This is a genomic window from Streptomyces sp. NPDC015345 (genome assembly GCF_043078805.1).
Lineage (GTDB): Bacteria > Actinomycetota > Actinomycetes > Streptomycetales > Streptomycetaceae > Streptomyces.
In genome coordinates this window covers 686,259-708,430 of sequence record NZ_JBIBTX010000001.1, presented here as the reverse complement: position 1 = coordinate 708,430, position 22,172 = coordinate 686,259, and the positions used below count along the sequence as shown (strand labels likewise).

The 22,172-nt window shown below is 72.7% G+C and carries 21 protein-coding genes; 5 read left to right on the top strand and 16 right to left on the bottom strand.

All coding sequences use genetic code 11. From position 1 onward, the window contains the following. The 5 genes from ACF062_RS03235 to ACF062_RS03215 all read right to left on the bottom strand — a co-directional run bounded on the left by ACF062_RS03235 (window position 1) and on the right by ACF062_RS03215 (window position 2,502). Entirely contained in the window at window positions 1–525 is a 525-nt protein-coding gene (locus ACF062_RS03235) for a GNAT family N-acetyltransferase (protein WP_392134993.1), read from the bottom strand. A gap of 72 nt (window positions 526–597) precedes the next feature. Continuing rightward, window positions 598–924, bottom strand: coding sequence for an antibiotic biosynthesis monooxygenase (locus tag ACF062_RS03230; RefSeq protein WP_363252674.1), 327 nt, complete (start codon window positions 922–924; stop codon window positions 598–600). A 31-nt stretch (window positions 925–955) separates the two neighbouring features. After that, window positions 956–1,366, bottom strand: a complete 411-nt coding sequence (locus ACF062_RS03225; protein WP_392134990.1) for a hypothetical protein — start codon at window positions 1,364–1,366, stop codon at window positions 956–958. Then, a complete protein-coding gene (locus ACF062_RS03220) occupies window positions 1,359–2,003 on the bottom strand; it encodes a hypothetical protein (RefSeq protein ID WP_392134987.1) in 645 nt (214 codons plus the stop codon). The genes ACF062_RS03225 and ACF062_RS03220 overlap by 8 nt, the downstream gene beginning before the upstream one ends. A gap of 94 nt (window positions 2,004–2,097) precedes the next feature. Then, window positions 2,098–2,502, bottom strand: coding sequence for a DUF1992 domain-containing protein (locus tag ACF062_RS03215; protein WP_392134984.1), 405 nt, complete (start codon window positions 2,500–2,502; stop codon window positions 2,098–2,100). A gap of 113 nt (window positions 2,503–2,615) precedes the next feature. Between ACF062_RS03215 and ACF062_RS03210 the strand changes: the two genes are divergently transcribed. Next, window positions 2,616–3,008: a hypothetical protein gene (locus ACF062_RS03210; protein ID WP_392134981.1), complete on the top strand. Its 393-nt coding sequence runs from the start codon at window positions 2,616–2,618 to the stop codon at window positions 3,006–3,008. Window positions 3,009–3,035: 27 nt separating this feature from the next. Here the strand turns inward: ACF062_RS03210 and ACF062_RS03205 are convergent, their stop codons facing one another. Together ACF062_RS03205 and proP are read right to left on the bottom strand one after the other, a co-directional pair. Further along, a complete protein-coding gene (locus tag ACF062_RS03205; protein ID WP_392134978.1) occupies window positions 3,036–3,731 on the bottom strand; it encodes an O-methyltransferase in 696 nt (231 codons plus the stop codon). Window positions 3,732–3,907: 176 nt separating this feature from the next. Further along, window positions 3,908–5,347: a glycine betaine/L-proline transporter ProP gene (gene proP, locus ACF062_RS03200; RefSeq protein WP_392134975.1), complete on the bottom strand. Its 1,440-nt coding sequence runs from the start codon at window positions 5,345–5,347 to the stop codon at window positions 3,908–3,910. Between the two features lie 339 nt (window positions 5,348–5,686). Here proP and ACF062_RS03195 point away from each other — a divergent pair, with 339 nt between their 5' ends. After that, window positions 5,687–7,753 carry a bifunctional glycosyltransferase 87/phosphatase PAP2 family protein gene (locus ACF062_RS03195; protein ID WP_392134973.1) on the top strand — a complete coding sequence of 689 codons (2,067 nt, stop codon included), beginning with the start codon at window positions 5,687–5,689 and terminating at the stop codon, window positions 7,751–7,753. Here ACF062_RS03195 and ACF062_RS03190 read toward each other — a convergent pair. Together ACF062_RS03190 and ACF062_RS03185 are read right to left on the bottom strand one after the other, a co-directional pair. Further along, the gene (locus ACF062_RS03190; RefSeq protein WP_392136488.1) at window positions 7,707–9,260 is read right to left on the bottom strand and encodes a hypothetical protein; all 1,554 of its coding nucleotides are present in this window, start codon (window positions 9,258–9,260) and stop codon (window positions 7,707–7,709) included. The two genes, ACF062_RS03195 and ACF062_RS03190, sit on opposite strands and share 47 nt — an antisense overlap. Window positions 9,261–9,444: 184 nt before the next feature. Next, on the bottom strand, window positions 9,445–10,689 hold the full coding sequence (locus ACF062_RS03185) for a cytochrome P450 (protein WP_392134970.1): 1,245 nt from the start codon (window positions 10,687–10,689) through the stop codon (window positions 9,445–9,447). A gap of 254 nt (window positions 10,690–10,943) precedes the next feature. On the opposite strand from ACF062_RS03185, the gene ACF062_RS03180 reads away from it, so the two are divergent. Beyond that, window positions 10,944–12,113, top strand: coding sequence for a steroid 3-ketoacyl-CoA thiolase (locus ACF062_RS03180; RefSeq protein ID WP_223774373.1), 1,170 nt, complete (start codon window positions 10,944–10,946; stop codon window positions 12,111–12,113). Between the two features lie 251 nt (window positions 12,114–12,364). Here the strand turns inward: ACF062_RS03180 and ACF062_RS03175 are convergent, their stop codons facing one another. From ACF062_RS03175 to ACF062_RS03145, 7 genes are all read right to left on the bottom strand, one after another. Continuing rightward, window positions 12,365–12,820 carry a transglycosylase SLT domain-containing protein gene (locus ACF062_RS03175; protein ID WP_356577243.1) on the bottom strand — a complete coding sequence of 152 codons (456 nt, stop codon included), beginning with the start codon at window positions 12,818–12,820 and terminating at the stop codon, window positions 12,365–12,367. 336 nt (window positions 12,821–13,156) lie between these two features. Continuing rightward, the gene (locus ACF062_RS03170; protein ID WP_392134965.1) at window positions 13,157–13,981 is read right to left on the bottom strand and encodes an ECF transporter S component; all 825 of its coding nucleotides are present in this window, start codon (window positions 13,979–13,981) and stop codon (window positions 13,157–13,159) included. Further along, window positions 13,978–15,666 carry an ABC transporter ATP-binding protein gene (locus ACF062_RS03165; RefSeq protein ID WP_392134962.1) on the bottom strand — a complete coding sequence of 563 codons (1,689 nt, stop codon included), beginning with the start codon at window positions 15,664–15,666 and terminating at the stop codon, window positions 13,978–13,980. Before ACF062_RS03165 ends, ACF062_RS03170 begins: the two co-directional genes overlap by 4 nt. After that, complete coding sequence (locus ACF062_RS03160; RefSeq protein WP_392134959.1) at window positions 15,663–16,862, bottom strand: energy-coupling factor transporter transmembrane component T; 1,200 nt, start codon at window positions 16,860–16,862, stop codon at window positions 15,663–15,665. The genes ACF062_RS03165 and ACF062_RS03160 overlap by 4 nt, the downstream gene beginning before the upstream one ends. Before the next feature lie 42 nt (window positions 16,863–16,904). Then, window positions 16,905–17,591, bottom strand: a complete 687-nt coding sequence (locus tag ACF062_RS03155) for an SCO2322 family protein (RefSeq protein ID WP_392134956.1) — start codon at window positions 17,589–17,591, stop codon at window positions 16,905–16,907. Further along, complete coding sequence (locus ACF062_RS03150) at window positions 17,588–18,835, bottom strand: prenyltransferase/squalene oxidase repeat-containing protein (RefSeq protein WP_392134953.1); 1,248 nt, start codon at window positions 18,833–18,835, stop codon at window positions 17,588–17,590. Before ACF062_RS03150 ends, ACF062_RS03155 begins: the two co-directional genes overlap by 4 nt. 311 nt (window positions 18,836–19,146) lie before the next feature. Continuing rightward, window positions 19,147–20,217, bottom strand: a complete 1,071-nt coding sequence (locus ACF062_RS03145) for an MBL fold metallo-hydrolase (protein ID WP_392134950.1) — start codon at window positions 20,215–20,217, stop codon at window positions 19,147–19,149. 218 nt (window positions 20,218–20,435) lie between these two features. Here ACF062_RS03145 and ACF062_RS03140 point away from each other — a divergent pair, with 218 nt between their 5' ends. Together ACF062_RS03140 and ACF062_RS03135 are read left to right on the top strand one after the other, a co-directional pair. Then, window positions 20,436–21,917, top strand: a complete 1,482-nt coding sequence (locus ACF062_RS03140) for an aldehyde dehydrogenase (protein WP_392134947.1) — start codon at window positions 20,436–20,438, stop codon at window positions 21,915–21,917. Continuing rightward, window positions 21,917–22,150, top strand: a complete 234-nt coding sequence (locus tag ACF062_RS03135; protein ID WP_392134944.1) for a ferredoxin — start codon at window positions 21,917–21,919, stop codon at window positions 22,148–22,150. The genes ACF062_RS03140 and ACF062_RS03135 overlap by 1 nt, the downstream gene beginning before the upstream one ends. Window positions 22,151–22,172 lie beyond the last annotated feature (22 nt).

Genomic DNA, 22,172 nt, shown 5'->3' with positions numbered 1-22,172 from the left:
TCAGCCCCGCGGGGCCAGCTCCTTGCCGTACCAGTGCTCGGCGTAGGGCCTGTCCTCGTAGGGCTCGATCTCCTCGTAGCCGTGGCGCGTGTACAGCGCGCGGGCCTCCACCAGGTCGGTGCGGGTGTCCAGGACGATCCGCGCGGCACCGAGCGCGCGGGCCGCGTCCTCGGCCGCGGCCAGCAGGGCGGGCGCGCCGCCCTTGCCGCGCGCGTCCTCGCGCACGAAAACTCTCTTGAGCTCGGCGGTTCCCGCGTCGAGGAGCCGTACGCCCGCCGTGCCGACGGGCTCCTCGCCGTACCGCGCCACCAGCAGCACCCCGTCCGGCGGCGCGAGATCCGCCCCGGTCTCCGCGGCCACCTCGCGCTCCAGCTCCTCGGGGTCGGTGGCCCGGCCCTCGTGGAGCACGTACCAGCGGTCGCTGACCTCGGTGTAGTACGCGCGCCACAGGGCGGCGGCCACGGGCGAGTCGTACGGCTCGGGAGCGACGGACCAGGAGACGGCGACGGCACAGGCTTCGGTCATGACGTCATTCTGCGGCCACAAAGGCGGCGCCCCGCAAGCCGATTGGCCCGCGGGGCGCCGTGCGGATCCCGGTCAGCTCTTGGGCGCGGCCTGCTGCACGACCTCGAAGGACCAGACCGTGGAGCCGGAGGCGGCCGGCTTGGGCCGCTCGCCGCCGCCCTCGCCGCCACCCTGGTGCGCGGCCTTCATGGGGCCCTCCATCCACGCCTGGAAGGAGGCCTCGTCGCGCCAGCGGGTGTAGACGAGGTACTGGTCGGTGCCTTCGATGGGGCGCAGCAGCTCGAACCACTCGAAGCCGTCGGAGTTCTCCACCGTGCCCGCGCGGGACGCGAAGCGCTTCTCCAGGACCTCGCGCTGTTCCTCGGGGACGGTGAGGGCGTTGATCTTCACGATGCTCATGCCGCCATCCTGCCGTACCGCCTCGCGCGGCTCAGAGCCGCAGCAGGCGCTCGGCCGTCTCGCGGTAGTCGCGCAAGGCCAGGCGGAGCTGTTCGGTGTCGGTGGCCGAGGCCTCGGCCGGGGCTCCCTCCGTGGCCAGGGCGCCGCCCGGCGCGACACCGGCGGCCGGGATGCCGCCGTCCGCCGCGGGCCGGGCGGGCGTGGTCTGCCAGGAGGAGCGCAGGACGCGGCGGCGTTCGGCCAGGGTGTCCGAGAGGCGGGCGATGGCCTCCTCCAGGACGTGGTCGACCTCCTCCACCGCGCCGCGCGGGCCGTCGACGAAGCCGTTGACGGCGTTCTGGAGGCGCAGGGTCAGCTTGTCGCGTTCCTCGGGCGGGAACAGGGCGGTGTCGGACGGAGAGGTGTTGGACGGAGCGGTCTTGGACGCAGCGGTGTCAGCCATGCTGGACTCCCCTTCGCGTGATGCCGGTCGAACGCTTGCCGGTCGTGTGCTTGCCGGGGCGGGCGGCGGAACGGCCGTCGGGCTCGTCCGCGATCAGGGCGTCGAAGAGCGCCCGCGCCTCGATCATGGCCGCGCGCATCTCCTCGGTGCCGGCCCGGCCCTCTTCGGAGCCCGTCGTGTCGAGCGCCGCGCGGTGCACCCTGCGGAAGCCGTGGACGTGCGTGGAGTGGTGCACCGAGAGCGCGTCCAGCTGGTCCTCGTAGTGCCCGGCGTCGGGGAAGCCGCGGGCCCCGGCCAGTTCGGCGATGAGGTGGTCCGCCTCGGCCACGGCCTCGCGCGGGGAGTCGACGAAGCGCTCCTGGGCGAGGTTCCAGCGGTCGGAGTACTGCTCACGTGCCGCCGGGTCCAACGGCCGCGGACGCAGCGAACCGTGGCGCTTCACCCGCTCGCCGAGGTCGCGCTCGGCCGCTTTGGTGTCGCCGTCGTGCCGGGCGACCGCGTGGTCGTACTCGGGGCCGAAGCGGCGCTTGAGGCTGCCGCCGCCTCCGTTCAGGCGCCTGCGGTTCAGCATGGCGAACGCGGCGGCGGCGAGGACGACGACGACCACGATCAGAGCAATGATCATGACTGTGGACATGGATGGGTGCCTTCCCGGGGGTGGGCCTTGCGGTGCGAGGCACGGCGTGCGGCCTCGCACCTGTCCCCGGGGCGAGTTGCCAGGAAGCGGTCCGTCAAACGGCGTGGCGTTCCCGCCAGTCGCGGGCCACCTCGTCGACGTCGTACGGGGTGAGGCCGAGCGGCGGGCCGGGGGGCGGGGTGCGCAGGGCCGTGCGGATCTTTTCGTTCAGCTCCGTCACGAGTCTGCGCGCCATGTGTTCGGAAGGGGCCTCGGCGGCCGCGGTCAGCGTGTCCTCGGCCTCCTTGCGCAGGGCGAGCGTGGGGGAGAGGTAGGAGAGGCCTTCGCGGGCCATCTTCTGCTTGACCCACCACATCTCGTCGTACGTGGGGTCGGGGCCCTCCGGCAGCGGCTTGCCCTTCCCCGGCAGGGAGGCGAAATCGCCGCGCTCCTCGGCCTCGCGGATCTGCTTGTCGATCCACGACTCGAAGTCGACTCCAGGTGGCTTGCGCTCAGTCATGGGGCCCATTGTCCCAGGAGGGCCGTGCGCGCGCCCCGGGAGCGACTTAAAATGCCGCAGCGCGCGACGGCCAACCATGCTCGCGCCGCCCCGAGTTGAAGGAGCGTACCCACGTGCTGGAGCTGACGATGGCCTCGGTTTCCGGGGCGGAGGCGGGCGCGACCGCCGGCATGCTCATGGCCGAGGCACCGAGCGAGCCGGGCGCGGTGCTGCGCGTGGGGCGTGACGCGAACGTGTGCCGTCTGGTGACGCCGGACGACTGGCTCTTCGTCTCCCGTACGCATCTGGAGTTCCGCTGCGGGCCCGACGGGGCCTGGTCCGTGACCTGGCTGCGCGGCTCGAACCCGGACCCCGCCTCGGAGGTGCGGGTGCTGTCAGGGGGAGCGGCGCGGCCCCTCGCGTACGGGGGTGTGGCGCCGCTCTCCCGGGGCGGTTCGGGCGAGGTGGTCATTCAGGACAGGTCGGGGCCGCGGAGCGTGAACGTCGGCTTCTACCACGAGGGTTGAGCCGCGCCCCGCGAGCGGCGGGGCCGGTCAGTCCAGTACGCGGGCCAGCGCGAAGCCGTCGTAGCCCTTGGTGCCCACCGTCTGTACCGCCGTCGCGCGCAGCTTCGGGTGCCGTGCCATGAGGTCGAGGGCGGCGCGGGTGCCGCGCACGTTCGGGTCCGTGTCGTCGGGGTCGGTGACGGCTCCGCCGCGGACGACGTTGTCGAGGACGATGAGGCTGCCGGGGCGGGTGAGCTTGAGCGACCACTCCACGTAGTGCGGGTTGTTGACCTTGTCGGCGTCGATGAAGACGAAGTCGAAGGGCGCTGTGTTCGCGGTGCCTTCGGCGTATTCGGCGTGTTCGGCGCCGAGCGCGGCGAGGGACTCCAGGGCGGGGCCGACGCGGATCTCGGTGAGTTTGTCGAGCCCGGCGCGGGCGAGGTTGCCGCGGGCCACCTCGGCGTGCTCGGGCTTGTGCTCCAGGGTGATCAGGTGGCCGTCGGCGGGCAGGGCGCGGGCCAGCCAGATCGTGCTGTAGCCGCCGAGGGTGCCGATCTCCAGGATGCGGCGGGCGCCCTGGGTGAGGGCGAGGAGGTGGAGCAACTTGCCCTGGTTCGGGGCCACGTTGATGCGCGGCAGGCCGGCCGCGTCGCTGTCGCGCAGGGCGGCGGCGAGGGCGTCGTCGGGCGGGGCGAGGAGGCCGGTGAAGTAGTCGTCGACGGAGTTCCACTGCTGCTGGCTCATGCGGGCGCACGTTCCCTTCGACTGTCTAGTTAGTTTCGCTAAGTAGCTTAGTCGGGTGGGGGGTGATTGTCAGTGGAGGCTCGCATACTGGGTCCGTTGCGCGGGGCTCTGCCCCGGACCCCGCTCCTCAAGCGCCGGAGGGGCTGGAGATTGTGCGCAGCCGAAAGCCCCGTCCGCTACTCCGCCGGCGGCGACCCCGGCAGGGGCCTGCCCGCTGATTCCGTCATGTACCAGACCGCGACGCCGCCCACCACGGCCGCCGCCATCATGTAGTACGCGGGCATCATCTTGTCGCCCGTCGCCCCGATCAGCGCCGTCACCACCAGCGGCGTCGTCCCGCCGAAGATCGAGACGGAGATGTTGAAGCCGATGGAGAGCGATCCGTAGCGGACCTTGGTGGGGAAGAGTGCCGGGAGGGTCGAGGGCATCGACGCCGTGAAGCAGACCAGGAGCAGGCCGAGGCCTCCGAGGCCCAGGCCGATCGCCCAGAGTGAGCCGTCGCGGATCAGGAGCAGCGCGGGGACGGAGAGCAGGAAGAAGCCCGCGCAGCCCGTCGCGATCACCGGGCGGCGGCCCACCCGGTCCGTCAGCGCGCCGACGAACGGCTGGGCGCACATCATCAGCGCCATGACCGCCAGGATGACGAGCAGCCCGTGCGTCTCGTCGTACTTCAGCTCGCTGGTCAGATAGCTCGGCATGTACGAGAGCAGCATGTAGTCCGTGACGTTGAAGACCAGGACCAGTCCCATGCACAGGAGCAGCGCCCTCCACTGGCCGGTGACCATGTCGCGCAGCCGGACCTTCGCGCGGGACTGCTCGTCCTTGTGGGCCTTCTCCAGTTCGGCGGCGAAGGCGGGGGTCTCTTCGAGCCGCATCCGCAGGTAGAGGCCGATCAGGCCCATCGGGCCCGCGATGAGGAACGGGATGCGCCAGCCCCAGGAGACGAGGTCCTCCGAGGACATCAGCGCGGTCATGAGCGTGACCAGGCCCGCGCCGCCGATGTAGCCGGCGAGCGTGCCGAACTCCAGCCAGCTGCCGAGGAAGCCGCGCTTCTTGTCGGGGGCGTACTCCGCGATGAACGTGGAGGCACCCGCGTACTCCCCGCCCGTCGAGAAGCCCTGCACCAGGCGGGCGAGGAGGAGCAGGACCGGCGCCCAGACGCCGATCGTCGCGTAGGAGGGGATCAGGCCGATCGCGAACGTGCCCGCCGCCATCATGATCATGGTGACGGCGAGGACCTTCTGCCGGCCGACGCGGTCGCCCAGCGGGCCGAAGACCATGCCGCCGAGCGGCCGGATCAGGAAGGCCGCGGCGAAGGCGCCGAAGGTGGAGAGCAGCTGGGCCGTGGGGTTGCCCGAGGGGAAGAAGACCTTGCCCAGCGTCACGGCGATGTAGCTGTAGACGCCGAAGTCGAACCACTCCATCGCGTTGCCGAGGGCGGCCGCCTTCACCGCGCGCTTGACCAGTGCGGGGTCGGTGACGGTGACGCCCGGGGCGGACTCGGGCTTCCGGAGTGCGACGGAGGTGGCGCTCGGCAAGGGTTCGCTCGCCCGCTTTCGGTCGACGACAAGGACAGGGCCGCCCGAGGAAACCGGGGCGGCCCGAAAACCGACCATAGGGGTACTCGTCGCCCTTACGGTCGGTATCCGGGTGATCGCATAGGGCGTGAAAACAGCTTCTATGCAGGTCAAACGGCCTTTCCTCGGGCAGCGCGGACAAGCCGCCCCTGTGATCTATGTCGCGGCCCCCGCCGGGAACCACGCGGGAAGAACCCGCGAAGTCGCCCGCGGACAGACGTTCGAAGGTGTCCGAGAAGCATGCCCTCGCGTTGGGCACACCGGACAAAAGCCGATAAAGAGCGGTGTGGCTGCCAGGTGAACCGGCGGTTGCGTGCGTCCCTCAGGGAGGACCACGGGCCACAGGCAGGACGCATGGGGCGGGAGGTGCGACGCGGCATGGCGAACGGCGAGCACAGGGAACCGCGCGATGCCATGGGGGCGGGGCCGGCCACCGGACCACGGCCACGGACCGGAGCGGCTCGCGTCGCCCTGTGGCTGTTCGCCGCCGTCCTGGCCGTCCGGCAGGTGGCCGTCGTCCTGCGCACCCCCGAGGGCGAGCGCCTCACCGACCTGGAGACCTGGCTCGGGCCGGACGGCGTCCTGCACGTCAAGGGCTCCCTCTACGACGCGGACCGGTTCACCGGCACCCCCTTCGCCGGCCTCGTCCTCAAGCCCCTCGCCCGCTCCGGGGAGCAGGCCCTCGGCTGGGCCTGGACCTTCGGCACGCTCGGCCTGGTCGTCGTGCTCGGCCTGGTCGCCGCCCGGGCCCTGCCGCAGCCGATCTCCCGGCGCACCTCGCTGCTCGCCGCCCCCGTGGCGGTCAGCCTGCTCATCGTGTCGCTGCCCGTGCGCAACACCCTGCACCTCGGACAGACCAGCATCATCCCGGTCCTGCTGGTGCTCCTCGGCCTCTTCGCCGTGCGCGGCGAGCGGACCTGCGGCGTCCTGATCGGCGTCGGGGCGGCGCTGCAGCCGACCATGCTGCTCTTCGCCGCGCTGCTGTGGTGCACCGGCCGCAGGAGGGCCGCCGTGTCCACCGGCGCGGGCTTCGCCCTGTGCGCGGCGCTCGCCTGGGCCGCGATGCCGCACGACTCATGGACGTACTGGTTCCATCACCTCGCCGGAGCAGGCCTCGGCGCGGATCCGGACGCCGCCGCCAACCAGTCGCTGCACGGCCTGCTGCTCCGCCTCGGCCTCCGGGGCCCCCTGGAGACCGGGCTCTTCCTGGCACTCGGCGCCGCCGTCGTCTACGCCGGCCTGCGCCGCGCCGTGCGCTACGCCAAGGACGGGCAGCTGCTCCTCGCCGCCGCGATCACCGGCTGCGTGGCGGTCGCCGTATCGCCGACGACCTGGCGGCACCAGCTCCTGTGGGTGCTCTTCGCGGTGGTCGGCCGGGTCGGCAGGCGCCGGTCCGACCGGTACGTGTGGCCGGTGGCCGTCGTCCTCGTGTCGACGCTGCCCGCCACGATGATGCTGCCGAACATGCCGGTCACCGAGCCGGTCCGCGACAACATCGTGCTGATCGCGGCGCTCGCCGCCGCCGTCGCCGTGCCGTTCCTCTCCCGCACGCACCCGCAGTACCAGGCGCCCATCCCCACGGAGTACGCCGCCCCGGTCCCGGCCCGGTGGCGCCGGGTGCCGCTGATGCCCTTCTGGCGGCGGGTCCTGACCCGCCCGAACCTGCTGCTCGAACTGCTCCTGATCCGCGTCGGCTACTCCGCCTACCAGCAGGTCAGACTCGCCGCGACCGGCGGCACGATCTCCGGGGGCCGCGCCACGGCCGAGCACCACGGCGAGCAGATCCACTCCGTCGAGCGGTTCCTGCACATCGACGTCGAGCACTGGGTCAACCACGCGGTGGTGAAGGCGGGTTGGCCGGAGGAGTTCTTCGACTTCTACTACACATCGTTCCACTTCGTGGTGCCGCTGAGCGTCCTCGCCGTCCTGTACGCGCGCCGGCCCGCGGAGTACCGCTGGGCGCGCTCCGCGCTCGGCTTTGCGACGGTCCTCGCCCTCGTCGGCTTCTGGGCCTACCCGCTCGCCCCGCCACGCCTCATGCCGGACCTCGGCTTCATCGACACGGTGCACGGCGTGCAGGACTTCACCAAGCCGAACTACGGCACGCTCACCGACCTGACCAACCAGTACGCGGCCATGCCCTCGCTGCACTTCGGCTGGTCCCTGTGGTGCGGCCTGGTCATCGCGGTCCTCGCCCCCAAGGGGTGGATGAAGGCGCTCGGGCTGCTGCACCCGCTCCTGACGCTCTCCGCGATCGTGGCGACGGGCAACCACTGGATCCTCGACGCGGCGGGCGGCGCGGTGGTGGTCGGCGCCGGCTTCGGCCTCACCTACCTGCTCTCGGGCCCCCGCGCGAGCCGCTCCCGCGAGGCCGCCGCGGGGGCACAGGCGCCACCGGTCACCGGCACGACGAAGGGCTCGGCGAAGGACCGTAGCCCGAGCTGATCCGGTAGGTGCCGGGCCCGGGCACCGACAGCCGCGTGAACTCGCCCTGCCGCTCCAGGCAGGCGCCCTCGGCCCGCAGCCACGGCGAGTACACGAGGCGCACCGTCACCGCGCCCCGCTCGGGGACGCGCACCACGATGTCGGAGTCCGTGCCGCGGACGACGGAGGCGGGCCGGGAGACCAGCGGCACCGCCTCCCGCACCCGGAAGATCCGCCAGTTGGCGTCCTGCCAGACCGCTTCCAGCCACTCGGGTTCCCGCGCCACCAGCTCCGCCTCCTGTTCGGCGAACCCGTCCGGCTTGCCCGAGGGCAGGACGACGTATCCGACCGCCCACTTGTCCAGCCAGGCCCGGTAGGTGGCCGCCGAGAACGTCCCGTCGTAGAAGAGGCGCCCACGCTCGATGTCGAGCTGGCGGTTCCAGCCGCGCGCCAGGTTCACGTGCGGGGCGAGCGCCGTGGCCTCGCGGTGGTTGCGCGCCGGGACCACCTCGACGCGGGACCGGTCGGCGCCCAGCCGCTCCAGCTCCCGCACCACACCACGGGTGTCGGCCGCCCAGTGCGGCACCTGCGTGGAGACCACGAGGTCGTCGGCGGTCTTCTGGACCACCCACACCGAGCACAGCGCCAGGGCCACCGCGAGCACGGCCCGCCGCACCCGGCCGAGCCCCGGCGCGAGCAGGGCCGCGAGCAGCGCGGCGGGGCCGACCAGCTCGGCGAGCCGCTCGACGTTCGTACCGATCGGAGAGGGGATGAGATACGCGAGCACGGTCCCGGCCGCGTACACGCCCGCGCACCACCGGAGCACCCGCCACCCGCCCGGTGCCGCCAGGATCAGGGCCAGGGAGAACACCACGGGCGGGAAGATCCGGTCGAAGGGCATCAAGTGCTCGCCGGTGAAGGGGAAGAGCGCCGTCGTGACCGCCACGACCACGAACGGCGGCGCGATGAGCGCGGCCGCGCGCGGCCAGTCGCGTACGAAGAAGTAGCCCGCGCCCGCGACCACCAGGAAGAGGCCCGCCACCGGCGACGCCATGGTGGCGAGGGCCGCGCACACCGTGGCGAGGGCGGCGCGCCGCTCCCGCACCAGCGCCAGACAGGCCGCGAGAGCGAAGGCGAGGCCGAGCGCGAACGTCGTGCGTCCCGAGGCGACGTTGCACCACACACCGAGCGAGCCGAGCACCGCGGGCCACAGGGGTTCGCGGACGCCGGTGCGTTCGATGAGGGCGGCGACCAGCCAGGCCCCCGCGATCCCGGAGAGCACCGTCACGGTCTTCACACCGAGCGCGGCCATCAGGTGGGGCGAGATCAGGCTGTAGTTGGCGGTGTGCATGCCGCCGTACCAGAAGAGGCCGTACGCGGCCGTGCCGTGCTCGGCGGCGAACCGCGCCCATGCCTCCTGGGCGGCGAGGTCCCCGCCGCCCGTCGCGAGGAACGCCGCCCACACCGCGTACAGGGGAAGGGTGGGCACGGTGGCGAGCAGCGGGACGCGGTGCCGACGGCCGAACATCCGGAAGGAGGACCGGGCCGGCTTGCGCTCGGCGGGTCCGCTGTCGGACGGGACGATCGGGGAGTCGGCGAAGACCACGGCCACCGTTTCCGTTCGAAGTCATGGGAGAGGCAAGGCTCACTTCTCCGGACGCGTGGCGCAACGGAAACGTTGGTTCCGTGAAGCCGGTGAACCCGTATGGCGGTCAGCCGGTGCTGACCCGCAGTTCCTTGACTCCGTTGAGCCAGGCCGAGCGGAGCCTGCGCGGGTCGCCGGTCAGCCGGAGGCCGGGCATGGCGTCGGCGATCGCGTGGAAGATGAGGTTGATCTCCAGGACCGCGAGGGACTTGCCGAGGCAGAAGTGCGGGCCGCCGCCCCCGAAGCCGAGGTGCGGGTTGGGGTCGCGGGTGATGTCGAAGACGTCCGGGGCCTCGAAGACGTCGGGGTCGTGGTTGGCGGAGGAGTAGAAGATGCCGACGCGGTCGCCCCGCTTGATCGTGGCGCCGCCCAGCTCCGTGTCCTGCGTCGCTGTGCGCTGGAAGGCGACGACCGGGGTCGCCCAGCGCACTATCTCCTCGGCCGTGGTGTCGGGGCGCTCGCGCTTGTACAGCTCCCACTGGCCGGGGTGGGTGAGGAAGGCGTGCATGCCGTGGGTGATGGCGTTGCGGGTCGTCTCGTTGCCGGCCACCGCGAGCAGGATCACGAAGAAGCCGAACTCGTCGCCCGAGAGGTTCCCCTCGTCCTCGGCCGCCACCAGTTGGCTGACGATGTCCTTGGCCGGGCACTCCTTGCGGGCCGCGGCGAGGTTCATCGCGTAGGAGACGATCTCCATGGCCGCCTCGGCGCCGATCTCCTCGGTGATGGCGTACTCCGGGTCGTCGTACCCCGCCATCTTGTTGGACCAGTCGAAGATCTTCGTGCGGTCCTCCTGGGGGACGCCGATCAGCTCGGCGATCGCCTGGAGCGGCAGTTCGACGGCGACGTTCGTCACGAAGTCGAAGGAGCCGTCCGGGCCCGCGGTCTCCAGGGCCGCCGCGACGATGGAGCGGGCGCGCTCGCGCAGGGCGTCCTCCAGCGAGCGTATGGCGCGGGGCGTGAAGCCGCGCTGCACGATCTGCCGGACCCGGGTGTGCTCGGGCGGATCCATGTTGATCATGATCAGCTTCTGGACGTCGATCTGGTCGCGGCTGATCGACTCGTTGAAGCGGATGATCGCGGTGTTGACGTTCGAGGAGAACAACTCCGGGTGCGTGGAGACGTACTTGACGTCCTCGTGCCGGGTGACGGCCCAGTAGCCCGCGTCGTCAAAACCGGACACGCGGGGCCGCTGGGCGATCCAGCGCACCGGTTCCGTCCGCCGCAGCCGTGCGAACTCCGGGAGCGGCACGCGGGCTTGGAGCAGGTCGGGGTCGGTGAAGTCGAACCCGTCGGGAAGCGCTGGACAGGTCATCGGCAACTCCAGGCGGCGAGGGCGAGTTCTGACGGTCCATCAGAAGCCTTGCCGGGCAAGGTAATAACGGGTTCTACAAGTGGCAAGGCTCAGGGCGGGGCCGGTTCCGGCCGGTTCCGGGCAAGGTGCGTGCAAGACCCTTGCGGCGCCGGGGCTCCGCTCAGCAGACTGCTGGAGAGAACTAGAACGCGTACTAGTTCCTCTCGCGAGCCGCCGGGACGGCTCGCGGGACGTGGACGGAGAGGACCAGCCCCATGGCCGCGGAACCTGTCATCGTCGAAGCCGTACGCACCCCCATCGGCAAGCGCGCGGGCGCGCTCGCCAACCTCCACCCCGCCTATCTGCTCGGGGAGACCTACCGCGAACTCCTCGGACGCACCGGCATCCACGCCGACTGCGTCGAGCAGATCGTCGGCGGCACGGTGACGCACGCCGGGGAGCAGTCGATGAACCCGGCGCGCACGGCCTGGCTGACCATGGGGCTTCCGTACGAGACGGCGGCGACGACGGTGGACTGCCAGTGCGGCTCCTCGCAGCAGGCCGCCCACCTGGTGGCGAACATGGTGGCGGCCGGTGTCATCGACGTCGGGATCAGCTGCGGCGTCGAGGCGATGTCGCGGGTGCCGCTGGGGTCGGGGTCCAAGCACGGTCCCGGCAAGCCGTTCCCCGACGAGTGGAACGTCGACCTGCCCAACCAGTTCGAGGCCGCCGAGCGCATCGCCCGCAAGCGGGGGCTCACCCGCGAGAACGTGGACTCGCTCGGCCTCATCTCGCAGGAGCGGGCGGCCGTCGCCTGGTCCGAGGAGCGCTTCAAGCGCGAGACGTTCGCCGTCCAGGTGCCCACCACGGAGGAGGAGCAGGCCGCCGGGCAGGGCATGTGGCGGCTCGTCGACCGCGACGAGGGGCTGCGCGACACGACGATGGAGGCGCTCGGCGGACTCAAGCCGGTCATGCCGACCGCCGTGCACACGGCCGGGAACTCCTCGCAGATATCGGACGGCGCGGCCGCCCTCATGTGGGCGTCCAAGCGGATGGCGCGGGCGCTGAAGCTGAAGCCGCGGGCGCGGATCGTGGCCCAGGCGCTGGTCGGCGCCGACCCGCACTTCCATCTGGACGGGCCGATCGACGCGACGCGCGCCGTGCTCGGCAAGGCCGGGATGTCCCTGAAGGACATCGACATCGTCGAGATCAACGAGGCCTTCGCGTCGGTGGTGCTGAGCTGGGCGCAGGTCTTCGACCAGGACCTGGAGAAGGTCAACGTGAACGGCGGGGCGATCGCGCTGGGGCACCCCGTGGGGGCCACCGGGGCGCGGCTGATCACCACGGCCCTGCACGAACTGGAGCGGCGGGACAAGGAGTTCGCGCTGGTGACGATGTGTGCGGGGGGTGCGGTGGCTACGGGGACGATCTTGCAGCGGTTGTAGGGGGCCGGGCGTCGTCCCGGGGTCTGGGGGGGGCGGGGCGTCTGGGTGGTGCGGGGCCGTGCCGGTATGTCCGTCCTCGCTATCGCCTGCGGCGCCCCTTTGTGCTTCGGAGCCCCTTGGCCGTGCTTGCCGTGCTCCGGGCGGACATACCGGCACGGCCCCTCGCGTCTCGATGGCGACCGCGGGCCGTCCGTGGGCGCGAAAAAAGGCGGCACCCCCCGGGTGGGGAGTGCCGCCTCTTTTGGGCCGGATCAGTACCAGCCGTTGGCCTGCCAGTGGCTCCACGCGCCGACGGGGCTGCCGTAGCGGTCGTTCATGTAGTTCAGGCCCCACTTGATCTGGGTCTCGGGGTTGGTCTTCCAGTCGGCGCCCGCCGAGGCCATCTTCGAGGCGGGCAGCGCCTGGACCAGACCGTAGGCGCCGGAGGAGGAGTTCGTCGCGCTGACGTTCCAGCCGCTCTCGTGCGAGACGATCTTGTCGAACGCGGCGAACTGCGCCGGGTCCGAGATGAGCTTCTTCGCGATCGCCTTGGCGGACGTCGGGGCGGCGGCGGGAGCGGCGGCCGGGGCGGCGGCCTTCGCGGTGGTCGGGGTGGCTGCCTGGGCCGGTGCCGCGGCGAAGACCATGCCGGTGGCGGCTGCGGCGACGATGCCGCCGGTGATGGCCTTCTTCGGGGAAGCGATGCGGCGGATGAGCGAGGCGGACACAGAGGACCTTCCGGTGGGGGATGGGGGAGTCGCGGTGCACGCCGTGAAACGTGGGGGACATGCGGTGGCGCCGAGTCCCGTGGGGGGCGTCGGCGCCTTGCGACTCATCCAGAGAAACAGGCTGGGAACGCCGCCGCAATGCCCCCCTTTACTAGTGGAAGTCGCACCCGCGCCGAATGTCCCCTCTGTGACGTGGCTCTCAATCCGCAGGTCAGGGCGGTGATTGATGCGTGTACGTCAAAGGTGAAAGGTACGCCCTCGCCTAGTAGAGGACCTAAGTCCTGTGGGCCGCCTCACGGATTCGTGGCCGCGATGTCACGGAGAGCTCAACCTCCCCTACGGCTTCGGGGCCTCGAATGTGACCGGCGCCTCGAAAGCCGCCCGCCGCGTGGCCCGCCGCAGCGCCTTCAGGACAGCGGGCCCGAGCGCGAGGCTCAGTACGACCGTGACCACGGCCCTCGGCAGGTCCCAGCCCAGCGACGTGGCCAGGCAGTAGGCGACGAAGCGGGCCAGGTTGTCCGCGAGGGGGTCGCCGGGCACGAAGGAGACGCCGGTGGCCAGACCGCCGAGGTAGGGCCAGCCCTGGAGGTTCATGACGGTGCCGTACAGCACGGAGGCCACCGCCCCGTACACGGCCAGCAGCCACAGCTCCCGGCGGCCCCGCAGCGTGTCGGCGCCCGGCAGCAGCCCCGCGCCCATGCAGACCCACCCCATCGACAGCATCTGGAAGGGCATCCACGGCCCGACGCCCCCGGTGAGCAGCGCCGAGGCGAACATCGACACCGCCCCGAGCACGAACCCGAAGCCGGGGCCGAGCACCCGCCCGCTCAGCACCATCAGGAAGAACATCGGCTCGATGCCCGCCGTGCCCGCGCCCAGCGGCCGCAGCGCCGCCCCCGCGGCGGCCAGCACGCCCAGCATGGCGATGGCCTTGGCGTCCAGGCCTACGTCCGCGATGGTCGCCACGACCACGGCGAGCAGCAGCGGCAGCAGCGCCGCGAAGAGCCAGGGCGCGTCCCCGGCGTGAGTACCGATCCCCGAGCCGGCGTCCGCGAGCAGCGGCCACCCGAACGCGGCCACCCCCACGGCGCTGACCAGCGCGAGCGCCACGACCGAGCGAGGGCCGAGCCGGACGGGGCGGGCCTGCGGGGCGGCGCTCACGACGCGTCCCGCGCCATGCCCAGCGCCTCGCGCACCTGCGCCACCGTCAGCCACTCCCGCGGCGCCAGGACCTTGGTGACCTGGGGCGCGAAGGACGGCGACGACACCACGATCTGCGGGGTCGGGCCGTCCGCGACGACCTCGCCGTCCGCGAGGATCACCACGCGGTGGGCGATCTCGGCGGCCAGTTCCACGTCGTGCGTGGCCAGCACGATCGCGTGGCCCTCGGCCGCGAGGCCCCGCAGGATCGTGACCAGGCGGGCCTTGGCCGCGTAGTCCAGGCCGCGGGTCGGCTCGTCGAGGAGGAGAAGGGGAGGGCGCGCGGTCAGCACGATCGCCAGGGCGAGCGCGAGCCGCTGGCCCTCGGAGAGATCCCGGGGATGCGTGTCGTCCGCGATGTCCGGCAGCAGCTCGCTCACCAGGGCGCGGCACGTGCCGGGCGCGGCGTCCGCGTCCCGGTCGGCGGCGGCGCACTCGGCGGCCACGGTGTCCGCGTACAGCAGGTCACGCGGCTCCTGGGGGACCAGGCCGACGTGTCGCACCAGCTGACGCGGTGCTGTGCGGTGCGGGACGGCGCCGCCGACGCGCACGGTCCCCGAGGTGGGTTCCAGAAGGCCGACCAGGGTGGACAGGAGCGTGGACTTCCCGGCGCCGTTGCGGCCCATGAGGGCGACCGTCTCGCCGGGCGTCACGGTGAGGTCGACGCGGCGCAGCGCCTCGACGCGGCCGTGCCGCACGGCGAGGCGTTCGACGCGGGCGGCCGCCGCGGTCGCCGTCTTGTGGGGGGTACGTTCCTTGCGCGGCCGGAGCCACCGGGCGGACGGCGACTCCACGGGAGGTACGGCCGTCTCCTCCTGGCGCGGCGCGAGGTCCGCGAGCCGCTCCCGCAGCGCACCCGCCCTGCGCCGCGCGTCCCGCACGGTCAGCGGCAGCGGCGACCAGCCCGCGAGGCGCCCGAGCGCGACCACCGGCGGATACACGGGGGAGCGCGCCATCAGCTCCGCCGGGTCACCGAGGACTGGCGGCTCGCTGGGCGCCGCGAGCAGCAGCACCTGATCCGCGTACTGCACGACCCGCTCGAGCCGGTGCTCGGCCATCAGCACCGTCGTGCCCAGGTCGTGGACGAGCCGCTGGAGCACCGCGAGGACCTCCTCGGCGGCGGCCGGGTCGAGCGCGGAGGTCGGCTCGTCCAGGACGAGGACCCGGGGGTGCGGGGTGAGGACCGAACCGATCGCGACGCGCTGGCGCTGGCCTCCGGAGAGCGTGGCGATGGGCCTGTCGCGCAGATCGGCGAGGCCGAGCAGGTCCAGGGTCTCCTCGACCCGGCGGCGCATCACGTCGGGGGCGAGACCGAGCGACTCCATGCCGTACGCCAGCTCGTCCTCGACGGTGTCCGTCACGAAGTGCGCGAGGGGGTCCTGGCCCACCGTGCCGACGACGTCGGCCAGTTCGCGCGGCTTGTGGGTACGGGTGTCGCGGCCCGCCACGGTCACCCGGCCGCGCAGGGTGCCGCCCGTGAAGTGCGGGACCAGACCGCTGACCGTGCCGAGCAGCGTCGACTTGCCGACCCCGGACGGGCCGACGAGCAGCGCGAGCTCGCCCTCGGGGACGGTGAGATCCACCCCCTGAACGGTGGGGCCCGCTGCTCCCTCGTACGTCACGGAGACGTCCTCGAAGCGGATCATGAGGTCTCCTCGGGGGCTGTGGGGGAGGGGCTTGTCGTGTCGGCGGGCTTCTCCGCGCGTGCCGCGTCCTCCGGCGGCACCGGCGCCACGAAGGCCGGCAGCAGCCCGAGGAGCACCGCAAGCGCGGGCCACAGCGGCAACTGCGGTGCGACAAGCGGTACGACGCCGGGGTGCAGGGCCGCCGGGTCGGACGACGCGGCCGAGATCACCAGGCCCGCGACGGCGACCCCCGAACCGGCGACCAGCCAGGCCCGCACACCCCACCGGTCGGGCCGGTAGCGGGTGCGCACGGCCCGGCGGCCACCGAGCCGCAGCCCCGCGAGCGCCGCGAGGAGTCCTGCCACGAGCGCGGGCAGGCCGTAGGAGCCGCCCTGCGCGGTCAGCAGCCCGTACGTCCCGACGCAGACGCCCATCAGGCCGCCGAGCGTCAGCACGGCGATGGCCCTGCGCACCCCCGCGGACACGGCGGCGGTGCGCCCGAAGCCGCGCGCGTCCATCGCCGCGGCCAGCGCCACCGACCGCTCAAGGGCGCCCTCCAGGACCGGAAGCCCGACCTGGAGCAGCCCGCGCACCCCGCTGTCGGAGCGCCCGCGCAGCCGCCGCGCGGACCGCAGCCGCCGGACGTCCGCGATGAGGTTCGGCGCGAAGGTCATCGCCACGACGACGGCGACCCCCACCTCGTACAGCGCGCCCGGCAGCGACTTGAGCAGCCTGGAGGGGCTGGCGAGGGCATTCGCCGCGCCGACACAGATCAGCAGACCGGCCAGTCTGATCCCGTCGTAGAGCGCGAAGATGACGCCCTCCGCCGTGACCCGGCCGCCGATCCGCACGCCCTTGGCCCAGTCGGGCAGCGGGACCTCGGGCAACGTCACGATGACGTGCGTACCCGGGATCGGCGAGCCGAGCACGACCGCGAACACCAGCCGGATACCGATGACGAGCAGCGCCAGCTTCACGAACGCGCCGTACGACTTCGCCCACGGCGCCGAGGTGCGGCGCGCCGCCACGACATACCCCGCGACGCCGATCAGCAGCGCGATCAGCAGCGGGTTCGTCGTCCGGGACGCGGCCGTGCCGAGCCCGAGCGCCCACACCCACCAGGCGCCGGGGTGCAGGGCGTTGCTCCGGTGCGCCTCGGGGGCGAGGCGGCGCCGGAGGAGGCCGGGCGCGCGGGCATGGTCCGTCAGGTCCCTCATGGTGCTGTCCGTGTCATCCGTGTGTCGGCGGCAGGTGCCGCGTCAGCCGCGACGGCGCCGGGCCTGCCAGAACGCGGCGCCGCCGAGGACCGCCACCGCGGCGATCCCGGCGATCAGCCCCACGGAGGGCCCGCCGCCGTCCCGGTCCTGGCTCTTCGTCTCCTCGGAGCCGTCCCGCGCCGTACCGTCGCCGGAGACCTGTTCGCCGCAGCCCGACTTCGGGTAGCCGTCGATGGCGCAGAGCAGCGCCTTGCTGTCGTAGCGCAGCGGCTTGGCCACAGAGGCGAGCGCTTCCGCGCTGGTGGCGTCCTCTGCGACGCGCGCGCAGGCCGACCGGGGCGCGGGCGGCGACTCCCCGCGCGGGGCGTCCTCGCGCGTACCGAAGTCGAGGACGAGGGCGATCCGCTTGCGGCCCTCCTCGGCGGGCGTTCTCGCGCAGATGTCGGCGAAGTCCGCGGGGCCGCGCGGCTTCGCGGCGTCCTGGGAGTCCGCCGAGACCGAGAAGCGGAACCCCTGCACGGCACCGTCATCGGGCCGGGCGGTGCCGGGCCCCTGACTGGCGTACGTCCATGTGCCGCCGTCCCGGTCCCAGAACGACCAGTAGCGGTAGCCGGCGGCCTGTGAGGGCACGGCGGCGAGGACGCACAGCAGCGCGGCGAGCAGCGCCCCGACCGCCGTGCGTGCACGCCACCCGCGGCCCCGCGTCCGGCCTGCCCGGCCCCGCGTCACGGCTGCTGCTTCTTGCGGTTGGCGCTGTACAGGAAGCCGATGCCGATGCCGGCGACCAGGCCGACGCCGATGATCCACCAGATGCTGACGCCTTCGTCCTTCTTCTCGTCGGAGTCCGCGTCCGAGGCGGAGTCGGACGTGGCGGCCTTCTCCGGCGGCGGGCCCTGGGCGCTGAGCTGCTTGACGAGGTCGGCGCCGCCGAAGTCGCGGGGGTCCATGCCCGCCGCGTGGGCGGCGAAGACGAGCTGGGCGTGGGCGGCGGGGCCGGACTGCTTCGCCCAGGCCGCGGAGTTGTCCGCGAGCCACTCGGCGGACTTCTTGGCCTGCTCGCTCTGCCCTGCGGCGGCGAGGGCGACCACGGCGTCCGCGGTGTTGCCCTGGTCCGGCTGGTCCTTGGCGCCCGGCATGGCGGACATCAGGTGGTCGTCGTTCTCGCCGAGGACGTCCAGGAGGTAGGCCGTGCCGTTGCTCGCGGCCTGTGCGGCGGTGTCCGGCTTCGCGCACTTGGGGGCGTCGCCCGCGTCCGATGCCTTCTTGCCCGGCGGCACGACGAGGCCCTTGCCGAGGCTGCCGAGCACACCGGCCGCGGTGGCGTCCGCGTTCGGGCTCAGCTTCTTGGACTTGGCGTCGGCGAGGCCGAAGGCACCGTCGCCCTTGCCGCAGTCCATGGCGAGCTTCGGCAGCGCGTCGTAGGGGGACCTGCCCTTCTGCGACTTCACGTTCGCGGGGTTCTCACCGGCCGCGGCGAGGGCGCCGACGACGATGCCGGTGGAGTTGGCGTCGGAGGGCAGGCCCGGGTTGTAGCCCCAGCCGCCGTCCTGGTTCTGCACGGACTTCAGCCAGCCGACGCTCTTCTTGACCGTCGCGGCCAGGTTCTTGTCCTTGCCGCCGAGGGCGGCGAGGGCCTGCACGGCGGCGGCGGTGGAGTTGCTGTCGACCGCCGTCTTGGAGTCGCACGGCTCACTCGCGTCGGCGCGGTAGGCGGCGAAGCCACCGCTCGCGCACTGCTGCCCGGTCAGCCACGTCACGGCCTTCTGGGCGGGCTCGACACCCGCGGTGTCCAGCGCGAGCAGGGCGTAAGACTGCCGGAAGACGCCGTCGAACTTCGGGTCGGACTTGCCGTACAGGCCCGAGGGGAGCGCGGTCGAGGGCGACGGGGCGTCGTCCGCGAAGGCGGCCGGTGCGGCGGCGGAGCCGAACACGGCGACGGCGGCCAGGACCGCTGCGCTGCGGCGAACGTTCATGATGCGGCGGGTTGCCTCTCCCTGCGGGGAGCGGGGCGGCACGGACCGTGCGGGCACGGCTCTTCCGGGCGGCTCCGGCTCCGTATACCTCGACGGTGCCGCTCATCGGGGGTCCCGATGAGCGAGCCGGTCACGTTCCGCACAGGGCATTCCGGCTCACCGCTGAAGGCGGTACACGGACCGGGGCCTCCCCTGCTCGAGCGAAGCCGAGAACTCGGGGAAGGGCCTGCGCCGGATTCGCACCGGCTTCCCCCCGCGCGGACGTGAGGACGACCCGCCCACTCTACCGGCCGGTCGGCGGGCGCCCCCGGTCACACCGCCACGTACATCACCGGATCGCTCCCCGCCACCGCCTCCGCCCGCCCGAGCTTCACCAGGCGCCGCACGTGGGCCTCGGCCTCCGAGACCGCGATGCTGCGCGAGCCGTGGGGGATCTCGTCCCAGGGGCGGTTCCACGCCATGCGCTCGGCGAGCCGCCAGGGGGTGAGGGGCTCGGTGAGGAGGGCCAGCAGGCCGGTCAGGCGCTCCTCGTGGTGGGCGATCAGCTCGCGGACGCGGGCGGGGGCGCCGGTGAAGGCGCGCTGGTGGGCGGGCAGCACCTCGGCCGGGTCGAGGCGCCCGACGCGTTTCAGGGAGTCCAGGTAACGCCCGAGGGGATCGGTGACCGTGTCGTCGTCCGGGTCCTCGTACAGGCCGATGTGCGGGGTGATGCCGGGCAGGAGGTGGTCGCCGGAGAAGAGCCGGCCGGAGCCCCGCAGCCCCGCCGGGTGCTCCTCCTCCAAGTGCAGGCAGACGTGGCCGGGGGTGTGGCCCGGCGTCCAGATCGCGCGCAGGCGGCGGCCCGGCAGGTCGAGCAGCTCGCCCGGGGTGATCCCGCGGTCGGGCAGGGCCGGGTCGAGGCCGGGCAGCCGGCGCGGGCGGCCCTCGTCGCGGGCGCGGAGCAGCGGCGCGACGTGCTCGGCGGGGGCGCCCGCCGCGGTGAGCTTCGCGGCCATGTAGCCGTACCAGCGCTCGGGCGGCTGGGAGCGGGTGCGGCGGACGACGGACGCGTCCGCCTCGTGCATCGCGATCCACGCCCCGGACACCTCGCGGACCTTCGCGGACAGGCCGTGGTGGTCGGGGTGGTGGTGGGTGATGACCACACCGTGTACGTCCTCGACGGCGACGCCGCACGTGCCGAGCCCGGCGGTCAGCGCGGACCAGGAGGTGGGGTCGTCCCAGCCGGTGTCGATGAGGACGGGACCGGCGTCGGTGGCCAGGAGGTGGACGAGGGTGAAGCCGAGGGGGTTGTCGGGGATCGGGACCTTGACGCTCCAGACGCCCCCGCCGTGCTCGATCACCGGCGGTTCGGACACCTGCGGTTCGGTCGCCTGCGGGGCCATGGGCGCCTCGTCTCTCGTCGACGGACGCCCACTATAACTAGAACTAGTTTCAATGGTCGCCCAAGTCGACTGAATCCCAAGTCGGAGGAACTCGGGGGCGGTTGGCCGTCCCGGGCGTGGACTCCTCGAACTAGAACTGGTATCAGTTCTGAGGCAACGTCAGGAAGAAGCACGTCAGGAAGTGTCGGGAAGCAGCGCCCCGCAGGAGGCGGTCAGCCATGACGGAGCTCGTGGAACACGGACAGCTGTTCATCGGCGGGGAGTTGGTGGACCCGCTCGGCAAGGACGTCATCGACGTCGTCTCCCCGCACACCGGCCAGGTCTTCGCCCGCGTGCCGCACGCCGCCCCCGCCGACGTGGACCGCGCCGTCGCCACCGCACGCAAGGCGTTCGACCGGGGCCCATGGCCGCACATGACCCTGGACGAGCGGATCGAGGTCGTCACCAGGATCAAGGACGGCTTCGCGGCGCGCCACGAGGAGATCGCCCGCGTCATCAGCTCCGAGAACGGCACCCCCTACACCTCCAGCGTGATGGTGCAGGCCCTCGCCGCCATGATGGTGTGGGACGCGGCGCTCACCGTCGCCCGCGACTTCCGTTACGAGGAGAGCCGCGACGGAGTCCTCGGGAAACTGCTCGTGCGGCGCGAGCCGGTCGGCGTCGTCGCGGCCGTCGTGCCCTGGAATGTCCCGCAGTTCACCGCCGCCGCCAAGCTCGCCCCCGCGCTGCTCGCCGGCTGCCCGGTGGTCCTGAAGACCTCGCCGGAGGCGCCGCTCGACGCGTACGTCCTCGCGGAGATCGCCGCGGAGGCGGGCCTGCCGGAGGGCGTGCTCTCGATCATCTCCGCCGACCGCGAGGTCAGCGAGTACCTCGTCGGGCACCCCGGCGTCGACAAGGTCTCTTTCACCGGGTCCGTCGCCGCGGGCAAGCGCGTCATGGAGGTCGCCGCCCGCAACCTCACCCGCGTCACCCTGGAACTCGGCGGCAAGTCGGCCGCCGTGATCCTGCCCGACGCCGACGCGGCGAGCGCGGTCGCGGGCATCGTGCCGTTCGCCTGGATGATCAACGGCCAGGCGTGCGTGGCCCAGAGCCGCATCCTCGTGCCGCGCACCCGCTACGACGAGTTCGCCGAGGCCTTCGCCGCCGCGGCGTCCGCGCTCAAGGTCGGCGACCCGATGGACCTCGCCACGGAACTCGGCCCGCTCGTCGCGAAGCGGCAGCAGCAGCGCTCCCTCGACTACATCCGGATCGGTCAGGAGGAGGGCGCCAAGATCCTCGCGGGCGGCGGCCGGCCGCCCGGACTCGACCAGGGCTGGTACGTCGAGCCGACCCTCTTCGGCGGCGTCGACAACTCCATGCGCATCGCCCGCGAGGAGATCTTCGGCCCCGTCATCTGCCTGCTCCCGTACGGCGACGCGGACGAGGCCGTCGAGATCGCCAACGACTCCGACTACGGCCTGAGCGGCAGTGTGTGGACCGCCGACGTCGAGCGCGGCATCGACATCGCCCGGCGGGTGCGCACGGGAACGTACTCGGTGAACACCTTCAGCCTCGACATGCTCGGCCCCTTCGGCGGCTACAAGAACTCCGGTCTGGGACGGGAGTTCGGGCCCGAGGGGTACGGCGAGTACTTCGAGCACAAGATGATCCACCTGCCGGCGGGTCACCGACCGGCCGGTCACGAAGGGACGGGTGCCTGATGGGCGACCGCTGGCGCGTCGAGGTCGACCGGTCGGTCTGCATCGGCTCGGGCATGTGCGTGATCACCGCACCCGGCGCCTTCACCCTGGACGCCGCCCGGCAGTCCCGCCCCGCGGCGCCCGAGCGTGACGCCGACGAACGGGTCCTGGAGGCCGCCGAGGGCTGCCCGGTCGAGGCGATCACCCTCACGCTGGCCGACAGCGGGGAGGTCGTGTTCCCGCCCGAGGACTGAGGTCCGGGCGCGCCCCGGGCCC